Raw genomic sequence first — 17,078 nt, 5'->3', positions numbered from 1 at the left:
GAACTCGTCCTTAATCCAGCCGGAGCCGTGCTTCGGCGTAGGCGTATAGCGGGCGCCACAACAGGCGGTTGAACAGCGTGACGAACAGCGACATCACGGCGATGCCCAGAATGATCTTCGGATAGTCGCCGGCGGCGGTGGTCTGCGCGATATAGGCGCCCAGGCCGTGCGCGACGACCTCGGTCTTGCCCCACGACACCGCTTCCGCGACGATGCTCGCGTTCCACGCGCCGCCCGACGCGGTGATCGCGCCGGTGATGTAGTACGGGAAGATGCCCGGCAGCATGCACTTCTTCCACCACTGCCAGCCGCGAATCTGGAAGTTGGTCGCGGCTTCGCGATAATCGTTCGGATAGGACGACGCCCCCGCGACCACGTTGAAGAGGATATACCACTGCGTGCCGAGCACGATCAGCGGCGACAGCCAGATGTCCGGGTTCAGGTGCCAGCGCACGATCACGACGACGAACACCGGAAACAGCAGATTGGCCGGGAACGCCGCGAGGAACTGCGCGAGCGGCTGCACCTTCTCCGAGAGCGCCGGACGCAGGCCGATCAGCACGCCGATCGGCACCCAGACCACCGACGCCAGCGCGATCAGCACGACCACGCGCAGCAGCGTGATGAAGCCGAGCACGAACACGTGGCCCACTTCGCTCCAGGTGACGCCCGTCGATACGAACGACACCACCTTCCACACGACAAACACGGTGATCAGCAGCACCGCCGCGCCCCACGCGATGTCGCCCGTGCGCGTGGACGGCACCTTCGCGCGCAACGGCAGCCCGACGTTTTCGAGCGCGCCCTGCAGCGACGGCAGCTTGATCGGCACGCGGGCGACCTTGGCGAGAATCCAGCCCGCCGGCACGAGCAGACGGTGGATCAGGCGCGTGCGGCGGATCAGATCGAGCAGCCAGGAGCTGGGTTCGTCGCCGGAACTGGTGTTCTCCATGCGGAACTTGTCGGCCCACGCGACCAGCGGGCGGAACATCAACTGGTCATAGGCGAGGATCACGACCGTCATCGCAAGGATGACCCAGCCGATCGCGGCGAGATTTCGCTCGCCGATGGCCGCCGCCAGATAGGCGCCGATGCCCGGCAGCACGATCGTCCGGTTGCCGACGGTGATCGCCTCCGACGCCACCACGAAGAACCAGCCCCCCGACATCGACATCATCATGTTCCAGATGAGGCCGGGCATCGAGAAGGGCACTTCGAGCTTCCAGAAACGCTGCCAGTTGGTGAGGTGAAAGCCGCGCGAGACTTCGTCCAGATCGCGCGGCACCGTGCGCAGCGACTGGTAGAAGCTGAAGGTCATGTTCCACGCCTGGCTCGTGAAGATGGCGAAGATCGCCGCGCATTCGGCGCCGATCACGCGCCCCGGGAACAGCGCGAGAAAGAACGTGACCGTGAACGAGATATAGCCCAGCACGGGCACCGACTGGAGGATGTCGAGGATCGGCACCAGCACGATGGACGCGCGCCGGCTCTTGGCCGCGAGCGTGCCGTAGACCAGCGTGAAGATGAGCGAGGCGACCATCGCCAGCAGCATGCGCAGGGTCGTGCGCAGCGCGTATTCGGGGAGATTCGCGGGATCGAGCGAAATGGCCTGCGTTTGCAGCGTCGAGATCGGCGCCAGGGTTTCGTGAAAGCCGACAGCGGCCAGCGCGATCAGGCAGATGATCATCGGGAAGGCGACGAAATCCCAGCGGTTAGGCAGGATCCGCCAGGCCGACGCATTCGCCGTGCGCTTCAGATTGAAACCAAATTCCATGCAAGGCCCTCCCCGTAAGGCTGTGATGCGATCGCGCGAGCGCGGGATAGTACTTGAGACGGCCATCGGGCGTCGGCGGACGGGTGAGTAGTCGCCGGCAGCCCCATGCTCAACGCACGCCGCGGCGAAATGGACGACACCAACGCCCTGCGCGCTGCCCATCGTTTCAAAGATCGCCTGTGCCGAACCGAGCGACACTACACCAAGCAACATGACACGCACAACCGTAACTGCGCGCGCACCCGTCATTCATGCGATGTTTCTGTTGCTCTTCGTCGCGGCAAGGGCACAATGAAGGGTCGGCGGGCGTTTCCGTGAGCGCCTCCCGCGTGCTTTCGCTTCCTTTCAGACGGGCTGCAATCCGTCCCGACCGGGCAGCGCTGCGAGCGGTGCGGCGAACTGCGCGAAAACCGGCGCAGTCAAGTGCGCGAACCCTTGCGCGACGCCTGTGTTGGGCGCATGTCGCAGACCGTCACGAGGCGCTTGATAGGCGGCAAAAAACATCGTCCAATCTGGGCTTGTCACGAACAATAAAATGAGCGCCGATGCAATGCGAGACGCCCGATCCGAGCCGGAAGTCCGCCTGTCCCCTGCCCGCCGTCACGGCGAGAGCCTGATTCACGCTGCCCCGGACGGGGCAGCTTGCAAGTCGCGCGCCCGCTTTGCGGGATGCACGTTCCCCGGGCGGGCGGACAGGCATCGGCCGGGCGGTGCGCCACTCATGCAGGCCGCGTGAACCACCCTTGCGCCCCAGTCCGATGAACAAGCTCATCCTGCACCGTGTGATCGCGACGCTCGGCCTGGCCGCGCTGGCGTTCGCGTGCTGGATTGTCGCGGGCTTGCTGTCGGACCGCATGGTACAGCAGGAAATGACGTCGACGGTGCGCACCGAGCGCAACATGGCGGCATCGATCGTCGACAACATGGCGCAGATCATCGCGAGCGACCTGGCGCTGTCACGCGCCATTCCCGCGACGCTCGCCCAGATGGATCTGACCCAGCGCGCCCTGGCGGAGTCGCGGAATTATGCCTCGAAGCCGGGCGAGACGGAACTCGAACGGCGCAACAAATGGGCGGCGCGTCCCGGGCTCGAGAACGTCAATCTCTTCCTGCATGACGCCCAGGGCTTCTCCGGTCTCGATACGATCTGGCTCGTCAACGAACACGGCTACTGCATCGCCTCCAGCAATGCCAGCGACGAAAACAGTTTCATCGGCTTCGACATGAGCGGGCGCGGCTATGTCGCGCGCGCGCTGCTCGGCGGCTTCGTCGAGATGTACGGCGTGGGCCGGCTGTCGGGCGAGCCGGGCATCTTCATCGCGGCGCCGTCGTATCAGGACGGGATCCTGGTCGGCGCGGTGATCGCGAAGGTGAGCATCGACCGCCTGCGCCACTGGGTATCGCGCGCGGGCACCTTCGTCACCGACGAAAACGGCGTCATCGTGATGGCGCACGACGGCCGGCTCGAATACGAGGCAATGCCCCATGCGCCCGTCAGCCGCATGACCGCGCGCGAACGGGTCGAGCATTACCGGCGCGACAACTTTCCCGAACTGCGCCTCACGCGCGTCGGCGAGCAGATGCGCGCCTCCGAACACTGGCTCGCGCCCGCGCTCGCGCAAACCTTCTATTCCGCCAACGGCAGCAACGTGCCCTCGCTGTATGACGAGCGCACCGGCCTGAATTCCGGACTCTCGGCGCATATCGTGCATCCGCTGACGAGTTGGCCGGAAATCAGCCGCAATCACAGCCGCGACCGTTTTCTGGTCTTCCTGACGATGCTCGGCGTGGTGACGCTCGCCATCGTGATCGCCACGTCGTACTCGCGTGAGCGCCGCCTGCACCGCGCCACGCGCGATCTCGCCGAGCAGTTGCAGGCGGCCAATACCCTGCTTTCCGCCGAAGCGCGCCACGACGCGCTCACCGGCGCGCTGTCGCGGCGTTATTTTCTCGACACGTTGCGGCACGAAGTGGAACTGGCGCGTTCGGTCGGCACGCCGCTCTCGGTGGCGATCGCGGATCTGGACCACTTCAAGCAGATCAACGACCGCTTCGGCCATGCGTCCGGCGACCGGGCGCTCGAACATTTCGTCGAGGTGTGCAGGACCCAGCTGCGGCCGAGCGACGCCATCGGCCGGCTCGGCGGCGAGGAATTCGGCATCCTGCTGCCGCAGACCGCGCTGGCCGACGCCCAGGCCGTGCTCGAACGGCTGCGCAAGCGCTTCCATCACGAGCATTGCGCGCACTTGCCGGACGACGCGGCGCTGTCGGTGTCCATCGGCATCACCGAACTGGCGCCCGACGACGCGCTCGAATGGATTCTCTCCCGCGCCGACCTGGCGCTCTACGAGGCCAAGTCGCGCGGCCGCGACCGCAGCGAAGTGCGGCCCGCCGACCCCGCGCCGCCCGCCCGTCATCCCGAAAACTCGCTCGCGGGCAAGTGAGGCCGCGCGCCACGGTAACGTCCGGTCATGTGCACGGTCATGCGCCCGGCGCGACGCCCGGGCAGCGCGCAGGTATCATCGACATTCGATATCGAATGACGCTGGCCTCAATCGGAGGATTGCATGAAGGGAAATCTGGTGATCGTGTGCCGGGATCAGGACGCGGAAACGTTCGACCACCTGCTCGCCGAATACGGTTCATATCAGACGCGGCTCTCGTCGACGGCCTGGTTCCTGAAGATCGACCTCGCGCCGGAAGCGATCCAGGACGAGATTCTCTCGCGGCTCGGCAAGTACACGACGCACTACATCTTCGAGGCGTCCACGGTGACGTACAACACGGTGGACAGCGAGGCGGCCTCGGCGCTCGAAACGCTGTTCGATTGAGCGCCGTCGGCGCGACCATCACGCCGCACCCGCAGTTTCCTACAGCACGCGCGCTTCCGGTTGCGAACCGGTGCGGCGCTCGTCGGCCGGCAGGGTCGCGAGGTCGAACGGGAACGTCATCCGGACTTGCAAGCCGCCTTCCGCACAATTGGCGACTTCACATTCGCCGCCCGCGCGCCGCACCAGCCGCTCGACGATCGCCAGCCCCAGCCCGCTGTGGCCGCTGCCGCCACGCGCCGGATCGAGCCGTACAAAGGGCCGGCTGGCCTTGATGAGATCGTCGGGCGCAATGCCCTTGCCGTGATCCGTGACCTGCAGGACCCAGCCGCCCGTGCCGCGCCGCGTCTCGATGACGACCGGCGGCGCGCCATAGGCATGGGCGTTGTCGAGCAGGTTCGACAGCAACCGGTCGAGCGTGGCCGCTGGCAGCGCGAAGGTCGGACCCGCCTCCAGCCTCAGTTGCACCGGCTCCGCCCCCGGCGCGACCGCCCGGTAGGCCCGCACGACGCGCTCGCACTGCTGGTCAACCGGAACCGGCTCGCTGCCGTCCGGACGGTCGTGCGCGAACACCAGGAACTGGTCGACGATATGCGCCATGGAATCCACGTCGCGCACGACGCCGTCGCGCATCTTCTCGTCATCCATCATCTCGGCGCGCAGACGCAGCCGCGCGAGCGGCGTCTTGAGATCGTGCGCGACGCCCGCGAGCATGACCGCGCGGTCGCTCTCGGCCTGCGACACCTCGCGCACCATCTGGTTGAAGCCGTGCGTCAGCTGGCGCAATTCGCGCGGCCCGCGTTCGGGCACGACCGGCGTCGGCTGGCCCCGGCCGAAACGCTGCACGGCCTGCGCCAGACCGCGCAGCGGATGCTGCAACTGCCATGCGCCGAACAAGGCCGCGAGCACCGCGGCCGAGAAAATGATCAGGAGCCACACGACCATGCGGTCGCGCGAGCGCGGCGGACGCAGCGGCTGCACCGGCACGACAATCCAGCCTGAATCCTTCGCGCCGTGCACCCACACGCTCGGCGGCCCGCCGGGCTCGTTCAGGCGTACTTCGGTGCCTTCCGGCAGCCGGTCCTTCAGATCCTCGATGAAGTGCTGCAACGGCGGCGGCAGGTCTTCGTCAGGCGGCCTCGGCACTTCGGCATTGCCGAGCGGGACCACGCGCACGCGCGGCGGCAGCGGCTGGTCCGGCGTGTTGGTGATGTGCTGGCGCACCGCCTCGACGAGAAACACCGCTTCCTCGACCGCGAAGCGCGTCTGCACGTTGTCGCGCTCGAAGCGGATGATCGCGAACCACGCGGCATGCGACAACACCAGCATGCCGATGACGATGACGACCAGCCGTCCGAACAGCGTGTCAATTGCCCGGCGCATTTTGCGCGCCGTCGGGCACGAATACGTAGCCGCGTCCGCGCACCGTCTGGATGAAGCGCGGCGCCGACGGATCGGTTTCGAGAATGCGCCGCAGACGCCACACCTGCACGTCGATGCCGCGGTCGGTGCCGTCGTACTCCGGGCCGTGCAGCAGTTCCAGCAGGCGCTCGCGGGTGAGCGTGCGCATCGGGTTGTTGACGAAGATCTTCAGCAACGCGTATTCGCTGCCGGACAGCGTGAGCGGCTTGTCGTCCTGCTGCAGCGTGCGCGACTGGAAATCCAGCCTGAAGCGGCCGAACGAATACGGCTCGCGCTGCTCCGGCGCCGCCGAGGGCACCGTGCGGCGGCGCCGCAGCACCGCCTGCACGCGCGCGAGCAGTTCGCGCGGATTGAACGGCTTGCCGAGGTAGTCGTCCGCGCCCAGCTCCAGGCCGACGATGCGGTCCACGTCGTCGGCGCGCGCGGTCAGCATGATGACCGGGATGTCGTCGCCGGACGCGCGCAGTGACTTGAGCGCGGTCAGGCCGTCGACGCCCGGCATCATCAGGTCGAGCACGATCAGGTCGGGCCGCTCGCGTTCGATGCGGCGTTCGAGGCCACCGGCGTCATGCAGCACCGATACCTCGATGCCCTGCCGGACCAGATAGTCGCGCAGAAGGTCGCGCAGTTCGGCGTCGTCGTCGACGACAAGTATTTGCGTAGTCATGGCTCGAAGTTTAGCGCGTGAGCCGGAGCGCCATCGATGACGGACCGGCCTCAAGGGTTACGGGGTGTTACCACGAAAGCATGGCGTAAACCGGCGTAACAAGCCTGAACCTTGCCGTAACACGGCCTGCATCGCAAACCCCTACGCTGTATCTCACCGACAAGGGCAATGCCGCGAACCGCTGACGGACCTGTCATACAGGCGTTGCTGCCTCGGCTTCAAAACAATCAGGGAGTTTCGAGATGAGCAAGCAATATCGCATTTTCACCGCGGCAGCCGCCGCCATCGCGCTGACGTTCGGCGCCGCGCATGCCGCCACCACGGACGCACCCCCGCCGCCGCCGGCCGGCCCGGCGATGATGGGCGGCCCCGGTGGCCCCGGTGGCCATGGCGGGCATCAGATGGAAAAGCGCATGCAGAAGCAGCTGGATGAACTGCACGGCCAACTGAAGCTGAACGCGGACCAGGAAAAACTCTGGCAGACGGCGCTCACCACGATGAAGCAAAACCATCAGGCGATGCGCGCGAACTTCAAGCAGATGGGCGAGCAGTTCAAGTCGATGGAAAACCAGCCGATCCTCGACCTCAACGCCATGCACGCCGCGCATCAGAAGGCGGATGAACAGAATGCGCAGCTGCGAGAGCAAACCGCCGCCACGTGGCTGAACTTCTACAACGCGCTGAATGACCAGCAGAAGACCACCGTCAGCACGGCGCTCAAGAAGCACTTCGCCCGGATGCACGCGCACGAGCAGCGCATGCATGAGCGCTGGAACAAGAACCGCAGCAGCGCGGACGGGGCACGGCCCACGCCGGGCGCGGCGGCCGGCGCATCGGCTCCTGCGGCACAGTGAGCATGTTTCCGAAGTCCTGAAGCACTGAAGCAGAAAGGCCGCGGAGCATCACGCTCCGCGGCCTTTTTTTAGATCAACGGACCAGGCGTTACGCGAGATCGAAAAGCAGCACCTCCGCGTTCTCACCCTGCTCCACCGAAACCTTCGCGATATCCTCGATCATCGCGGCATCGCCCGCGCCGAGTGACTTGCCGTTCACCGTCACCGCGCCGCGCGCCACGTGCACATAGACACGGCGGCCCGCCGGCACATCGAAGTCCGCGCGCTCGGCGCCGTCGAACAGCCCCGCGAAGATGCGCGCGTCCGCCCCGATGCGCACCGAGCCATCCTCGCCTTCCGGCGATGCGATCACGCGCAGCCGGCCGCGCTTGTCTTCATCGGCGAAACGCTTTTCCTCGTAGCCCGGCGCGCCGCCCGGCGCATCCGGAATGATCCAGATCTGCAGGAAGTGCGCGGTCTCGGTCGGCGACCCGTTGAATTCGCTGTGCCGCACGCCGGTCCCGGCGCTCATGCGCTGGACGTCGCCGGGACGAATGGTCGAACCGTTGCCCATGCTGTCCTTGTGCGCCAGCGCGCCGTCGAGCACATAGCTGATGATCTCCATGTCGCGATGACCATGCGCGCCGAAGCCTTGGCCGCCGGCCACGCGGTCTTCGTTGATCACGCGCAGTGCGCCGAAGTGCATGTGCTGCGTGTCGTAGTAGTCGGCGAAGGAGAAGCTGTGATAGGAGTCGAGCCAGCCGTGGTTGGCGTGACCCCGTTCGTTGCTGCGGCGAATCTCGAACATGATGTGTGCTCCCGCCCAAGGCGTTGATTTGCGATGGAGAGAATGTAAGGGCGACGCGCCCGCTGAACAACGCGTGCAACGGCACTACATCGTTCCGCTGATGCGGGTAATCGGACGCTTCCGGCTTCGCGATCTCGCGTCCGCCGGGTTCGGGTAAAATACCGCGCTTTTCCGGGATGGCAGCGGGTTCCAACCGGGCGCGGGGCCGGCCGGGCGCGGGGCCGGCCGGGCGCGGGTCGTCAGGCATCCCGGAAACCGCACTTGGACGTTTCGCGCGACGATGGCGGCTCGACAGTTGCTGGTCGGCAAGGGTTTGCGAGAAGGGCAAACCCGCGGCAATGCGCATTTTTGACCATCTAGAATACCGACCGCTGGCCTGTTCGCTGAAACACGGAAAGCTCAGAACGGGCCGGGCCAAGGAAATACAGCTGCATCGCGCGGATAACGCGCGGGCGGCCGGGGAGAAAGATGAGACCATTCGCCATGCGCGCGGCGCCGTCATCCACGGCCGCCGCCGCCCGAAGCCCTCGCGCGAACCGTCGTGCGGCGGACTCGTCCCACTGCATGCACGTCGAGCACCTTATCAAGGAATCACCATGTTGCAAGGCTACGGTCCGCTGATCCTCGCGGGCACCTGGCAAACCGTCAAGCTGGCGGTGCTGTCGCTCGCGTTCGCCTTTGTGATCGGTCTCATCGGCGCGGCGGCGAAACTGTCGAAGAACCGCCTGGCCTCGGGGGTCGGCACGATCTATACGACCCTGATCCGCGGCGTGCCCGACCTCGTGCTGATGCTGCTCCTGTTCTACAGCATCCAGATCTGGCTGAACCAGCTGACCGACCTGTTCGGCTGGGATCAGATCGACATCGACCCGTTCCTCGCCGGCATTCTCGTGCTCGGCTTCATTTACGGGGCGTATTTCACCGAAACCTTCCGCGGCGCGTTCCTCTCGGTGCCGCGCGGCCAGCTCGAAGCCGGCGCGGCCTATGGCATGACGCCCTGGCAGACCTTTACGCGCATCATGTTTCCGCAGATGATGCGTTTCGCGCTGCCGGGCATCGGCAACAACTGGCAGGTGATGGTCAAGGCGACGGCCCTGGTGTCGATCATCGGCCTGGCCGACGTCGTCAAGGCCTCGCAGGACGCGGGCAAGGGCACGCTGCGGTTCTTCTTCTTCACGCTTCTCGCGGGCGCGATCTATCTCGCGATCACCACGATCTCGAATCTGGTGCTGATCTGGCTCGAGCGGCGCTATTCCATCGGCGTGCGCCGCGCCGACCTCTAATCCTGCTACTGGTCTAATCACGAGCGTCTGGGATCATGATCGAAATCATCCAGGAATACTGGAAGAACTACCTCTTCACCGACGGCTATCGCATCACCGGTCTCGCGATCACGATGTGGCTGCTGGTCATTTCCATCGGCTTGGGCTTTTGTCTGTCGGTGCCGCTCGCGGTGGCGCGGGTGTCGAAGAACAAGCTGCTGTCGCGCGCCGTCTGGCTCTACACCTACGTGTTCCGCGGCACGCCGCTGTATGTGCAGTTGCTGCTGTGCTACACGGGCCTGTACAGCCTGCAGGTCGTGCGCGATCACATGCTGCTCGCCGAGTTCTTCCGCAGCGGCATGAACTGCACACTGCTCGCGTTCACGCTGAACACTTGCGCGTACACCACCGAAATCTTCGCCGGCGCGATCAAGGCGACGCCCTACGGCGAGATCGAGGCCGCGCGCGCCTACGGCATGTCGGGCTTCACGCTGTATCGGCGGGTGATCCTGCCGTCGGCGCTGCGCCGCGCGCTGCCCTACTACAGCAACGAAGTGATCCTGATGCTGCACGCCACCACGGTGGCATTCACGGCCACCGTGCCCGACATCCTCAAGATCGCACGCGACGTGAACTCGGCGACCTATCAGTCGTTCGAGGCGTTCGGCATCGCCGCCCTGCTCTATCTCTGCATTTCGTTCGCGCTCGTGTGGCTGTTCCGCCGTGCCGAGCATCGCTGGCTCGCTTATTTGCGGCCGCAAGGCAAATAAGTAGTCGAGTCAGTCAAGGACCGTTCATGAACTCCCAGATGCACAAGCTTTTCGTCGACGACATTCACAAGCAGTACGGCAGCAACGAGGTGCTCAAAGGCGTCTCCCTCAAGGCGAAGGCCGGCGATGTGATCAGCGTCATCGGCTCGTCGGGTTCGGGCAAGAGCACGATGCTGCGCTGTATCAACTTTCTCGAGCAACCGAACCAGGGGCGCATCTTCGTCGACGGCGACGAAGTCCGCACGCTGAAGGACAAGACGGGCGCGCTGAAGGTCGCCGATCCGAAACAGTTGCGACAGATGCGCTCGAAGCTCTCGATGGTGTTCCAGCACTTCAACCTGTGGTCGCACATGAACGTGCTGGAGAACGTGACCGAGGCGCCCATCAACGTGCTCGGGCTGCCGAGGAAGGATGCCGAGGATCGCGCACGCATGTATCTGGAAAAGGTGGGGCTCGCGCCGCGGCTGGAGAAGCAATATCCGTCGCATCTGTCGGGCGGACAGCAGCAGCGGGTGGCGATCGCCCGCGCGCTCGCGATGCATCCGGACGTCATGCTGTTCGACGAGCCGACCTCCGCGCTCGATCCGGAACTGGTCGGCGAAGTCCTGAAGGTGATGCAGACGCTCGCCGAAGAAGGCCGCACGATGATCGTCGTGACCCACGAGATGGCGTTCGCGCGCCACGTCTCGAACCACGTGGTGTTTCTGCACCAGGGGCGCGTCGAGGAGGAAGGTCATCCTGATGCGGTCTTCGGCAACACAAAGAGTGAGCGCCTGAAACAGTTCCTCTCGGGCAGCCTCAAGTAACCGCCTTCCTGCTGCACCCGCAAGCATCCCACTCCAGAAAGAGCGCCCGCGAGGCGCTTTTTTTGCGTTCGCGCGCCGCCGCATCCGACTATTGCGCGTGGCGACTCGAACTAGCGCCACGCTTCGTCCGCGTCAATAGGAGACAAACCTGACCCCGAAACTTACATTGCGCTGAAGCCTTGATGGAATAAGGCTTTGCGGGATGTTTCCCATGGTGTGGGTCATCTCCATAACACATCACCATTGCGTTTTTGACACAAACGAACGGCCTTCGTCATTTTTCTTTGGCGCGCATAACGTAATTTGTTAAATTGGTAACGAAAGTACCAAAACGAAGTACCGAAAAAGTAGTTTTACTTCAAAGAGTCCACAAGAAACTGAGGAACGACACCGATCAACGAATCGGCGTCAGATTCGCGCGTACCCCACGCGAATCGCTGCAAGCACTACAAGCCCGCGTGTCCTTCCTCTGAAAAACAATTTTCGGTTGGGTGCGCCTGCATCGAACCACACCGCAGCACTTGGGTTCTATTTCTTGACAGGGTTGGAGGAGATGATGAAGAAAGCTTTGCTCGCGTCGGCAGCACTGCTGACGTTCAGCGCGGTGGCGCACGCTCAGAGCAGCGTGACGTTGTATGGCCGCCTGGACGCGGGGCTCGAATATATGAACGGCGTGCCGACCGGTCCGGCCGGCGCACCCGCCACTGGTAGCTCGCACCGCTTCAAGGCGGAAAGCGGCGACTGGGGTACGAGCTTGTGGGGCATGAAGGGCGTCGAAGATCTGGGCGGCGGCTATCGCGCCGTGTTCCAGTTGGAAGGCAGCTTCAACACCATGACGGGCGCGGGCCCGGGCGGCGGCGGTCTCTTCAATCGCTGGGCGACGGTCGGTGTGGCGAACAACCAGTTCGGTACCCTGCTGCTGGGTCGTGAGCTGTTCATCTCCAACGGCGTGTGGGACTTCGATCCGTTCGGCCAGTCGAACTGGTCGTCGGCGTCGCTGGTGCGTGGCCGCAACTGGCCGCAATCGAGCAACAACATTTCGTACCAGTCGCCGAAGATCGCCGGCTTTGACTTCTACGGCCAGTACGCGCTCTCGAACGCGACGAACTGGAACGGTAACGGCACGACGCCGCAAGGCCGCGAGGGTGGTGCGTACATCACCTACACGACGCCGCTGTTCCAGATTCGCGGTATGTACGATGAAATCCGCAACCCGGCAAACGGTACGCTCGGCGGCGTGTACAACGCGATCGACGGCGGCGCAGGCGGCAACGGCGTGTACGGATATTCGCGTGAGTACTCGGCGATGTTCAACGTGTTCCTGGGCCAGTTCAAGATCCAGGGCGCCTATCAGGCCATCCGCAGTTCCGGCATGACGGGTCAACTGCCCGGCCAGCCGACCGCACTCGATCACGAGTGGGGCGGCGTGACGTGGCAGGCCACGCCGGCAGCGGCGCTGATCGCGGCGGTCTACCACGTGAACGGCAACAACGGCGCGGGTAACGCGAACATCTACACGATCGGCGGTTCGTACAACCTGTCCAAGCGCACGCTGCTCGATCTGCAGGTCGCATCCGTGCAGAACAGCAAGACCGCCAACTACGGTCTGAACGCCAACAACTACGGTTCGGCGGCTTCGACGGACAACCCGTTCCCGGGCCACAGCCAGACCGGCGTGTACGCAGGCATCCAGCACTCGTTCTAAAACACGAGGCTGACAAGAACAGAGTTTCGACAGGTTTTCACGCTGCTGCGAGAGGCGCGTATCGGTGCGGTACCCGAAAGGGTATCGCACCGTTTTTTATTGGAGCGCTGCGTCTGCATCACCCGGCTGACAGCCCCATGCTCACCGGACAAAATTCGACAAAAGCATCCTGCCGAATAGCATCTTTTCTCCTCCAGAATTCGAGTCGGCGGTTCATCCGGCCGCACGTCGCGTCCGATCGGATCGCCGTCGATCAAGGATAGTGGAGGAGACCATGAAGAAGGCTTTGCTCGCGTCGGCGGCGCTATGGACGTTCAGCGCGCTCGCGCAGGCCCAGGACAGCATCACGTTGTATGGACGCCTGGACGCCGGCCTCGAGTACATGACGGGCGTGCCCACCGGCGTTGCGCCGAACGGCGCGGCCACGGGCAGCGCGCACCGCTTTCGCGCCGAGAGCGGCGACTGGGGCACGAGCCTGTGGGGACTGAAGGGCGTCGAGGATATCGGCAACGGCAACCACGTGGTGTTCCAGCTGGAGGGCAGCTTCAACACGATGAACGGCCAGGGCCCGGGCAACAACGGCCTCTTCAATCGCTGGGCCACGGTCGGCCTGAGCAACGACCGGTACGGCACGCTGCGGGTCGGGCGCGAACTGTTCATCTCGAACGGCCTATGGGACTTCGATCCTTTCGGACAATCGGCGTGGTCGTCAGCATCGCTGGTGCGCGGGCGCAACTGGCCGCAATCGAGCAACAACGTCTCCTGGCAGTCGCCGAAGGTTGCGGGCTTCGACTTCTACGGCCAGTACGCCTTCTCGAACACAAGCAGCTGGAATGGCAACGGCACGAGCCCGCAAGGCCGTGAGGCCGGTGCGCAGATCACCTACACCGCGCCGCTCTTTCAGGTGCGCGGCATCTACGACGAGATCCGCAACCCGGCCAACGGCTCGCTCGGCGGCGCTTATGCAAACGGCGGCAATGGCGTCTACGCCTGGTCGCGCGAGTACACCGCGCTGCTCAATGTGTTCCTGGGTCGGTTCAAGCTTCAGGGCGGCTATCAGGCCATCCGCAGCTCGGGCATGACCGGCCTGCAACCCGGCCAGCCTTCCGCGCTCGATCAGGAATGGGGCGGCGTGACCTGGCAGGCGACGCCCGCCGCCGCGCTGATCGCCGCCGTGTATCACGTCAACGGCAACAACGGCGCGGGCAATGCCACCCTGTACTCCGTAGGCGGCTCCTACAAGCTGTCCAAGCGCACCCTGCTCGATTTCCAGGTGGCGACGGTGCAGAACAGCGGCAGCGCGAACTACGGCCTGAGTGCGAACAACGTGGGCAACACGGCCGCGACGGACAACCCGCTGCCCGGCCATAGCCAGAGCGGCGTGTACGCCGGCATCCAGCATTCGTTCTGAATTGCCGTTCAGCCCGTGTAAAAAAACCGCCGGTGTACGCCGGCGGCCTTGGCAACAAAAGCAAAGTCAGCGCGACTCCCGCGCCGACCCCGACGCGCCATGACTCAACCAGTCGAGCACCGCGCCCGCGTCATCGTCGCCGGATGCGCGCGCCTTCTCGACCGTCTCGGTGAGCTTGGCGCCCGGCTGCGGCGCCGCGCGGCGGATCGCCACGCCGACCGCGAGGATGTCGATGATCAGCAGATGCAGGATGCGCGAAATCATCGACAACTGCGACTCGCGGATCTCGATGTGATCGGTTTCCAGCGCGACCGTCGCCCGCTTGGCGAGCGGCGTGTTGCTCGACGTGATGGCGATGACCGTCGCGCCCTGCTGCATCGCCACTTCCAGCACGCGCAGCAGTTCGGGCGCCCTGCCCGACTTCGATACCGCGACGATCACATCGCCCTTGCCCAGCAGCGCGGCAGACGCGGCCTGCATGTACAGATCGCCATACGCGATGGTCGGAATGCCGAAGCGGAAGAACTTGTAGTGCGCGTCCTGCGCGACGATGTTCGAATTCCCCAGCCCATAGAACTCGATGCGCCGCGCGCCGTTGAGGATATCGATCGCGCGCTCGACGTTGTCGAAGTTCAGATGCTCGCGCAGCTGCAGGATGGCGGATACCGTGTTGTCGAGCACCTTCGCGCCGAAGTCCGTGGCCGTGTCGCCGAGATGCACCTGGCTGTGACTCACCGGAATCGTGCCGGTCAGCCCGGTTGCGAGCTTCAGCTTGAAGTCCGACAAACCCTGGCAACCAAGCGAGCGGCAGAAGCGGATCACGGTGGGCTGACTCACGTCGGCCTTGCGCGCGATGTCGATGATCGGATCGTTGATGATCGAGCGCGGATGGTTCAGCGCGAGGTCGGCCACGCGCCGCTCGGCGGGCGTCAACGCATCGCGCATTTGGCGGATGCGCTCGAACACCGCCGAGGAGCCGCTGTTCGCGCGATTCGACAACTGCTCGGACAAAATCGCCGAGACGCCGAGGAACGCCGGATACTCGGCCGTGATGATGAAGGTGGGAATGCCGGCGAGATATTGCTGGAAGCGTCCCTTGGCCTCGAAGCGCTCGCGGAACGGCGACTTGTGGAACAGCTCGCCCAGCTTGAGCACGATGCCGCCGCCGATGAAAATCCCGCCCAGCGCGCCCAGCGTCACCGCGATATTGCCCGCGAAGGTGCCGAGAATCGCGCAGAAGCAGTTGACCGTTTCGAGCGCGAGCGCTTCGCCGTCCAGCGCGCGCTGGGTGACGTCGGCGGCGCTGAAAGAGTCCGCGACGTTCACGGCATCCCGTTCAGCCAGCGCCCGATAGATCAGCTCCAGCCCTTGCCCCGCGCAGACCCGTTCGAACGACACGTGCGGAAACTTGCGGCGCGCGAAGCGCATGACGAGATCTTCGCGTTCGTCGAACGGCGAGAACGTGGCGTGACCGCCTTCACTGCCGAGCGCGATCCAGCGGTCATCGGCGGGAATCAGGCCCGACACGCCCAGGCCCGTGCCCGGTCCGAGCAGCCCGATCACGCTGTTCTGCCGGCGCGCGCCGCCGCCCACCTGGACGCGCTGCGCGTCGGTCAGGCCGGGCACGGCCATGGCCAGCGCAGTGAAGTCGTTCACGACCAGGAGCGTGTCGAAGCCGAGCGCGCGGCGCGTCGCCTCGATGGAGAAGCTCCAGTCGTGATTGGTCATCTTGACGTGATCGCCATCCACCGGATTGGCAATGGCGATCGCCGCATGATTCACGCGGCTGACCTGCGTGTCCTTCAGATACTGCTGCATCACTTCGGCGATGCCAGGATAATCCGCGCCCGGATAGACGCGGATCTGGCCGACCTCGCCCGGCGCCGTCTCCAGCGCGAAACGCGCATTGGTACCGCCGACATCGGCCAGGAGTCTCGGTCCGTCCGCGTGCTGAGCCGCTGCCTTATGCACGCCCTTATGCACACCAGTAGACATCGAGCTTCACTCCTTCAGCATGGGCCAGCGTCGAGATGGCGTTCTTCTGCGGCGCGGCGAGCGCGGCATTCAGGACGTCGAGTTTCTTCTGCCCGGCGATGAACAAATACAGTTGCCCGACCTGCGTCAGCGCCGACATCGACAGGCTGACGCGCGCATGCGGCGCCGCGCCCGGATGCACGGCGACGAAGCGGTCCGGCGTGCTGATGGCGAAGTCCCACTCGGGAGCATCGGCGAAGATGGACGCCGTATGGCCGTCCTCGCCCATGCCGAGCACGGCGACATCGGGCAGACGGCGGCGCGGGTCGGCATTCAGTTCCGCGATATGGTTTTCAAGCGGCTTCGTCGTGTCCACGAGCGGCAGGAAACAGGCGGCCGCCGCCGCGTTCTGCAGCACGGTGTTGCGCGCGAATTCCGCATTGCTCGCCGGATCGGTTTCGGGCACCCAGCGGTCGTCGACCAGGGTGACATCGATATGCGCCCAGTCGAGCGGCTCGTGCGAGAGCGCCTGCAAGAACGGCTTCGGACTGCTGCCGCCCGATACCGCGAGCGTGGCATGCGCGCCCTGGCCGGCGGCGTCGGCGTCGGCCGAGGCTGCGCCCCGCGCCGCGAGCGTCGCGCTCAGTGCGTCCGCCACGGCTTTCGCCAGCGCGTCCGAATGGGCGCGGGGGTCATCGAAAGTGTGAAGCTCGATCACTGCTCCTCCTGCTTGTTTTGGTTTATCGATCCGCTTTCTGCCTGCGCCATCGCAACGATGGGCGAAGCGGTCTGTTGTCGCCGCGCGCCTCTGACGGGCG

The 17,078-nt window shown here is 65.0% G+C and carries 15 protein-coding genes; 9 read left to right on the top strand and 6 right to left on the bottom strand.

The features are described from left to right. Window positions 1-10: 10 nt before the first annotated feature. Complete coding sequence (locus QCE63_RS05380; protein ID WP_309831245.1) at window positions 11-1,774, bottom strand: ABC transporter permease subunit; 1,764 nt, start codon at window positions 1,772-1,774, stop codon at window positions 11-13. 105 nt (window positions 1,775-1,879) lie between these two features. On the opposite strand from QCE63_RS05380, the gene QCE63_RS05375 reads away from it, so the two are divergent. The 3 genes from QCE63_RS05375 to QCE63_RS05365 all read left to right on the top strand — a co-directional run bounded on the left by QCE63_RS05375 (window position 1,880) and on the right by QCE63_RS05365 (window position 4,605). Further along, window positions 1,880-2,092 carry a hypothetical protein gene (locus QCE63_RS05375; protein ID WP_309831243.1) on the top strand — a complete coding sequence of 71 codons (213 nt, stop codon included), beginning with the start codon at window positions 1,880-1,882 and terminating at the stop codon, window positions 2,090-2,092. Window positions 2,093-2,532: 440 nt separating this feature from the next. Continuing rightward, window positions 2,533-4,218 carry a diguanylate cyclase gene (locus QCE63_RS05370; RefSeq protein ID WP_309831241.1) on the top strand — a complete coding sequence of 562 codons (1,686 nt, stop codon included), beginning with the start codon at window positions 2,533-2,535 and terminating at the stop codon, window positions 4,216-4,218. Window positions 4,219-4,341: 123 nt separating this feature from the next. Further along, a complete protein-coding gene (locus tag QCE63_RS05365) occupies window positions 4,342-4,605 on the top strand; it encodes a hypothetical protein (protein ID WP_309807664.1) in 264 nt (87 codons plus the stop codon). A 39-nt stretch (window positions 4,606-4,644) separates the two neighbouring features. Here the strand turns inward: QCE63_RS05365 and QCE63_RS05360 are convergent, their stop codons facing one another. Both QCE63_RS05360 and QCE63_RS05355 read right to left on the bottom strand, forming a co-directional pair. Further along, complete coding sequence (locus QCE63_RS05360; RefSeq protein WP_309831239.1) at window positions 4,645-5,985, bottom strand: ATP-binding protein; 1,341 nt, start codon at window positions 5,983-5,985, stop codon at window positions 4,645-4,647. Continuing rightward, entirely contained in the window at window positions 5,969-6,691 is a 723-nt protein-coding gene (locus tag QCE63_RS05355; protein ID WP_309831235.1) for a response regulator, read from the bottom strand. Before QCE63_RS05355 ends, QCE63_RS05360 begins: the two co-directional genes overlap by 17 nt. A gap of 242 nt (window positions 6,692-6,933) precedes the next feature. Here QCE63_RS05355 and QCE63_RS05350 point away from each other — a divergent pair, with 242 nt between their 5' ends. Further along, complete coding sequence (locus tag QCE63_RS05350) at window positions 6,934-7,545, top strand: Spy/CpxP family protein refolding chaperone (RefSeq protein WP_309831233.1); 612 nt, start codon at window positions 6,934-6,936, stop codon at window positions 7,543-7,545. A gap of 88 nt (window positions 7,546-7,633) precedes the next feature. Here the strand turns inward: QCE63_RS05350 and QCE63_RS05345 are convergent, their stop codons facing one another. Further along, a complete protein-coding gene (locus tag QCE63_RS05345; RefSeq protein ID WP_309831231.1) occupies window positions 7,634-8,332 on the bottom strand; it encodes a pirin family protein in 699 nt (232 codons plus the stop codon). 596 nt (window positions 8,333-8,928) lie between these two features. Between QCE63_RS05345 and QCE63_RS05340 the strand changes: the two genes are divergently transcribed. From QCE63_RS05340 to QCE63_RS05320, 5 genes are all read left to right on the top strand, one after another. After that, a complete protein-coding gene (locus tag QCE63_RS05340) occupies window positions 8,929-9,615 on the top strand; it encodes a histidine ABC transporter permease HisQ (protein ID WP_309833691.1) in 687 nt (228 codons plus the stop codon). Window positions 9,616-9,650: 35 nt separating this feature from the next. Next, the gene (locus QCE63_RS05335) at window positions 9,651-10,364 is read left to right on the top strand and encodes an ABC transporter permease (RefSeq protein WP_309807656.1); all 714 of its coding nucleotides are present in this window, start codon (window positions 9,651-9,653) and stop codon (window positions 10,362-10,364) included. 26 nt (window positions 10,365-10,390) lie between these two features. Beyond that, on the top strand, window positions 10,391-11,170 hold the full coding sequence (locus tag QCE63_RS05330) for an ATP-binding cassette domain-containing protein (protein ID WP_309831229.1): 780 nt from the start codon (window positions 10,391-10,393) through the stop codon (window positions 11,168-11,170). 556 nt (window positions 11,171-11,726) lie between these two features. Beyond that, on the top strand, window positions 11,727-12,875 hold the full coding sequence (locus QCE63_RS05325; protein ID WP_309831226.1) for a porin: 1,149 nt from the start codon (window positions 11,727-11,729) through the stop codon (window positions 12,873-12,875). 274 nt (window positions 12,876-13,149) lie between these two features. Continuing rightward, window positions 13,150-14,286, top strand: coding sequence for a porin (locus QCE63_RS05320; protein WP_309831224.1), 1,137 nt, complete (start codon window positions 13,150-13,152; stop codon window positions 14,284-14,286). A 66-nt stretch (window positions 14,287-14,352) separates the two neighbouring features. Here the strand turns inward: QCE63_RS05320 and QCE63_RS05315 are convergent, their stop codons facing one another. Both QCE63_RS05315 and pgl read right to left on the bottom strand, forming a co-directional pair. Then, window positions 14,353-16,281 carry a bifunctional transcriptional regulator/glucokinase gene (locus QCE63_RS05315; protein ID WP_309831222.1) on the bottom strand — a complete coding sequence of 643 codons (1,929 nt, stop codon included), beginning with the start codon at window positions 16,279-16,281 and terminating at the stop codon, window positions 14,353-14,355. After that, window positions 16,262-16,978 carry a 6-phosphogluconolactonase gene (pgl, locus tag QCE63_RS05310; protein WP_309831220.1) on the bottom strand — a complete coding sequence of 239 codons (717 nt, stop codon included), beginning with the start codon at window positions 16,976-16,978 and terminating at the stop codon, window positions 16,262-16,264. Before pgl ends, QCE63_RS05315 begins: the two co-directional genes overlap by 20 nt. Window positions 16,979-17,078 lie beyond the last annotated feature (100 nt).

This window comes from Caballeronia sp. LZ065 (assembly GCF_031450975.1).
Classification (GTDB): domain Bacteria; phylum Pseudomonadota; class Gammaproteobacteria; order Burkholderiales; family Burkholderiaceae; genus Caballeronia.
This window is presented reverse-complemented; position numbering and strand designations above follow the sequence as displayed.

What these genes read in the sequence shown, in the direction of transcription:
- QCE63_RS05380 (WP_309831245.1), bottom strand. Translation starts at nt 1,774, where the DNA reads ATGGAATTTGGTTTCAATCTGAAGCGCACGGCGAATGCGTCGGCCTGG.
- QCE63_RS05375 (WP_309831243.1), top strand. Translation starts at nt 1,880, where the DNA reads ATGCTCAACGCACGCCGCGGCGAAATGGACGACACCAACGCCCTGCGC.
- QCE63_RS05370 (WP_309831241.1), top strand. Translation starts at nt 2,533, where the DNA reads ATGAACAAGCTCATCCTGCACCGTGTGATCGCGACGCTCGGCCTGGCC.
- QCE63_RS05365 (WP_309807664.1), top strand. Translation starts at nt 4,342, where the DNA reads ATGAAGGGAAATCTGGTGATCGTGTGCCGGGATCAGGACGCGGAAACG.
- QCE63_RS05360 (WP_309831239.1), bottom strand. Translation starts at nt 5,985, where the DNA reads ATGCGCCGGGCAATTGACACGCTGTTCGGACGGCTGGTCGTCATCGTC.
- QCE63_RS05355 (WP_309831235.1), bottom strand. Translation starts at nt 6,691, where the DNA reads ATGACTACGCAAATACTTGTCGTCGACGACGACGCCGAACTGCGCGAC.
- QCE63_RS05350 (WP_309831233.1), top strand. Translation starts at nt 6,934, where the DNA reads ATGAGCAAGCAATATCGCATTTTCACCGCGGCAGCCGCCGCCATCGCG.
- QCE63_RS05345 (WP_309831231.1), bottom strand. Translation starts at nt 8,332, where the DNA reads ATGTTCGAGATTCGCCGCAGCAACGAACGGGGTCACGCCAACCACGGC.
- QCE63_RS05340 (WP_309833691.1), top strand. Translation starts at nt 8,929, where the DNA reads ATGTTGCAAGGCTACGGTCCGCTGATCCTCGCGGGCACCTGGCAAACC.
- QCE63_RS05335 (WP_309807656.1), top strand. Translation starts at nt 9,651, where the DNA reads ATGATCGAAATCATCCAGGAATACTGGAAGAACTACCTCTTCACCGAC.
- QCE63_RS05330 (WP_309831229.1), top strand. Translation starts at nt 10,391, where the DNA reads ATGAACTCCCAGATGCACAAGCTTTTCGTCGACGACATTCACAAGCAG.
- QCE63_RS05325 (WP_309831226.1), top strand. Translation starts at nt 11,727, where the DNA reads ATGAAGAAAGCTTTGCTCGCGTCGGCAGCACTGCTGACGTTCAGCGCG.
- QCE63_RS05320 (WP_309831224.1), top strand. Translation starts at nt 13,150, where the DNA reads ATGAAGAAGGCTTTGCTCGCGTCGGCGGCGCTATGGACGTTCAGCGCG.
- QCE63_RS05315 (WP_309831222.1), bottom strand. Translation starts at nt 16,281, where the DNA reads ATGTCTACTGGTGTGCATAAGGGCGTGCATAAGGCAGCGGCTCAGCAC.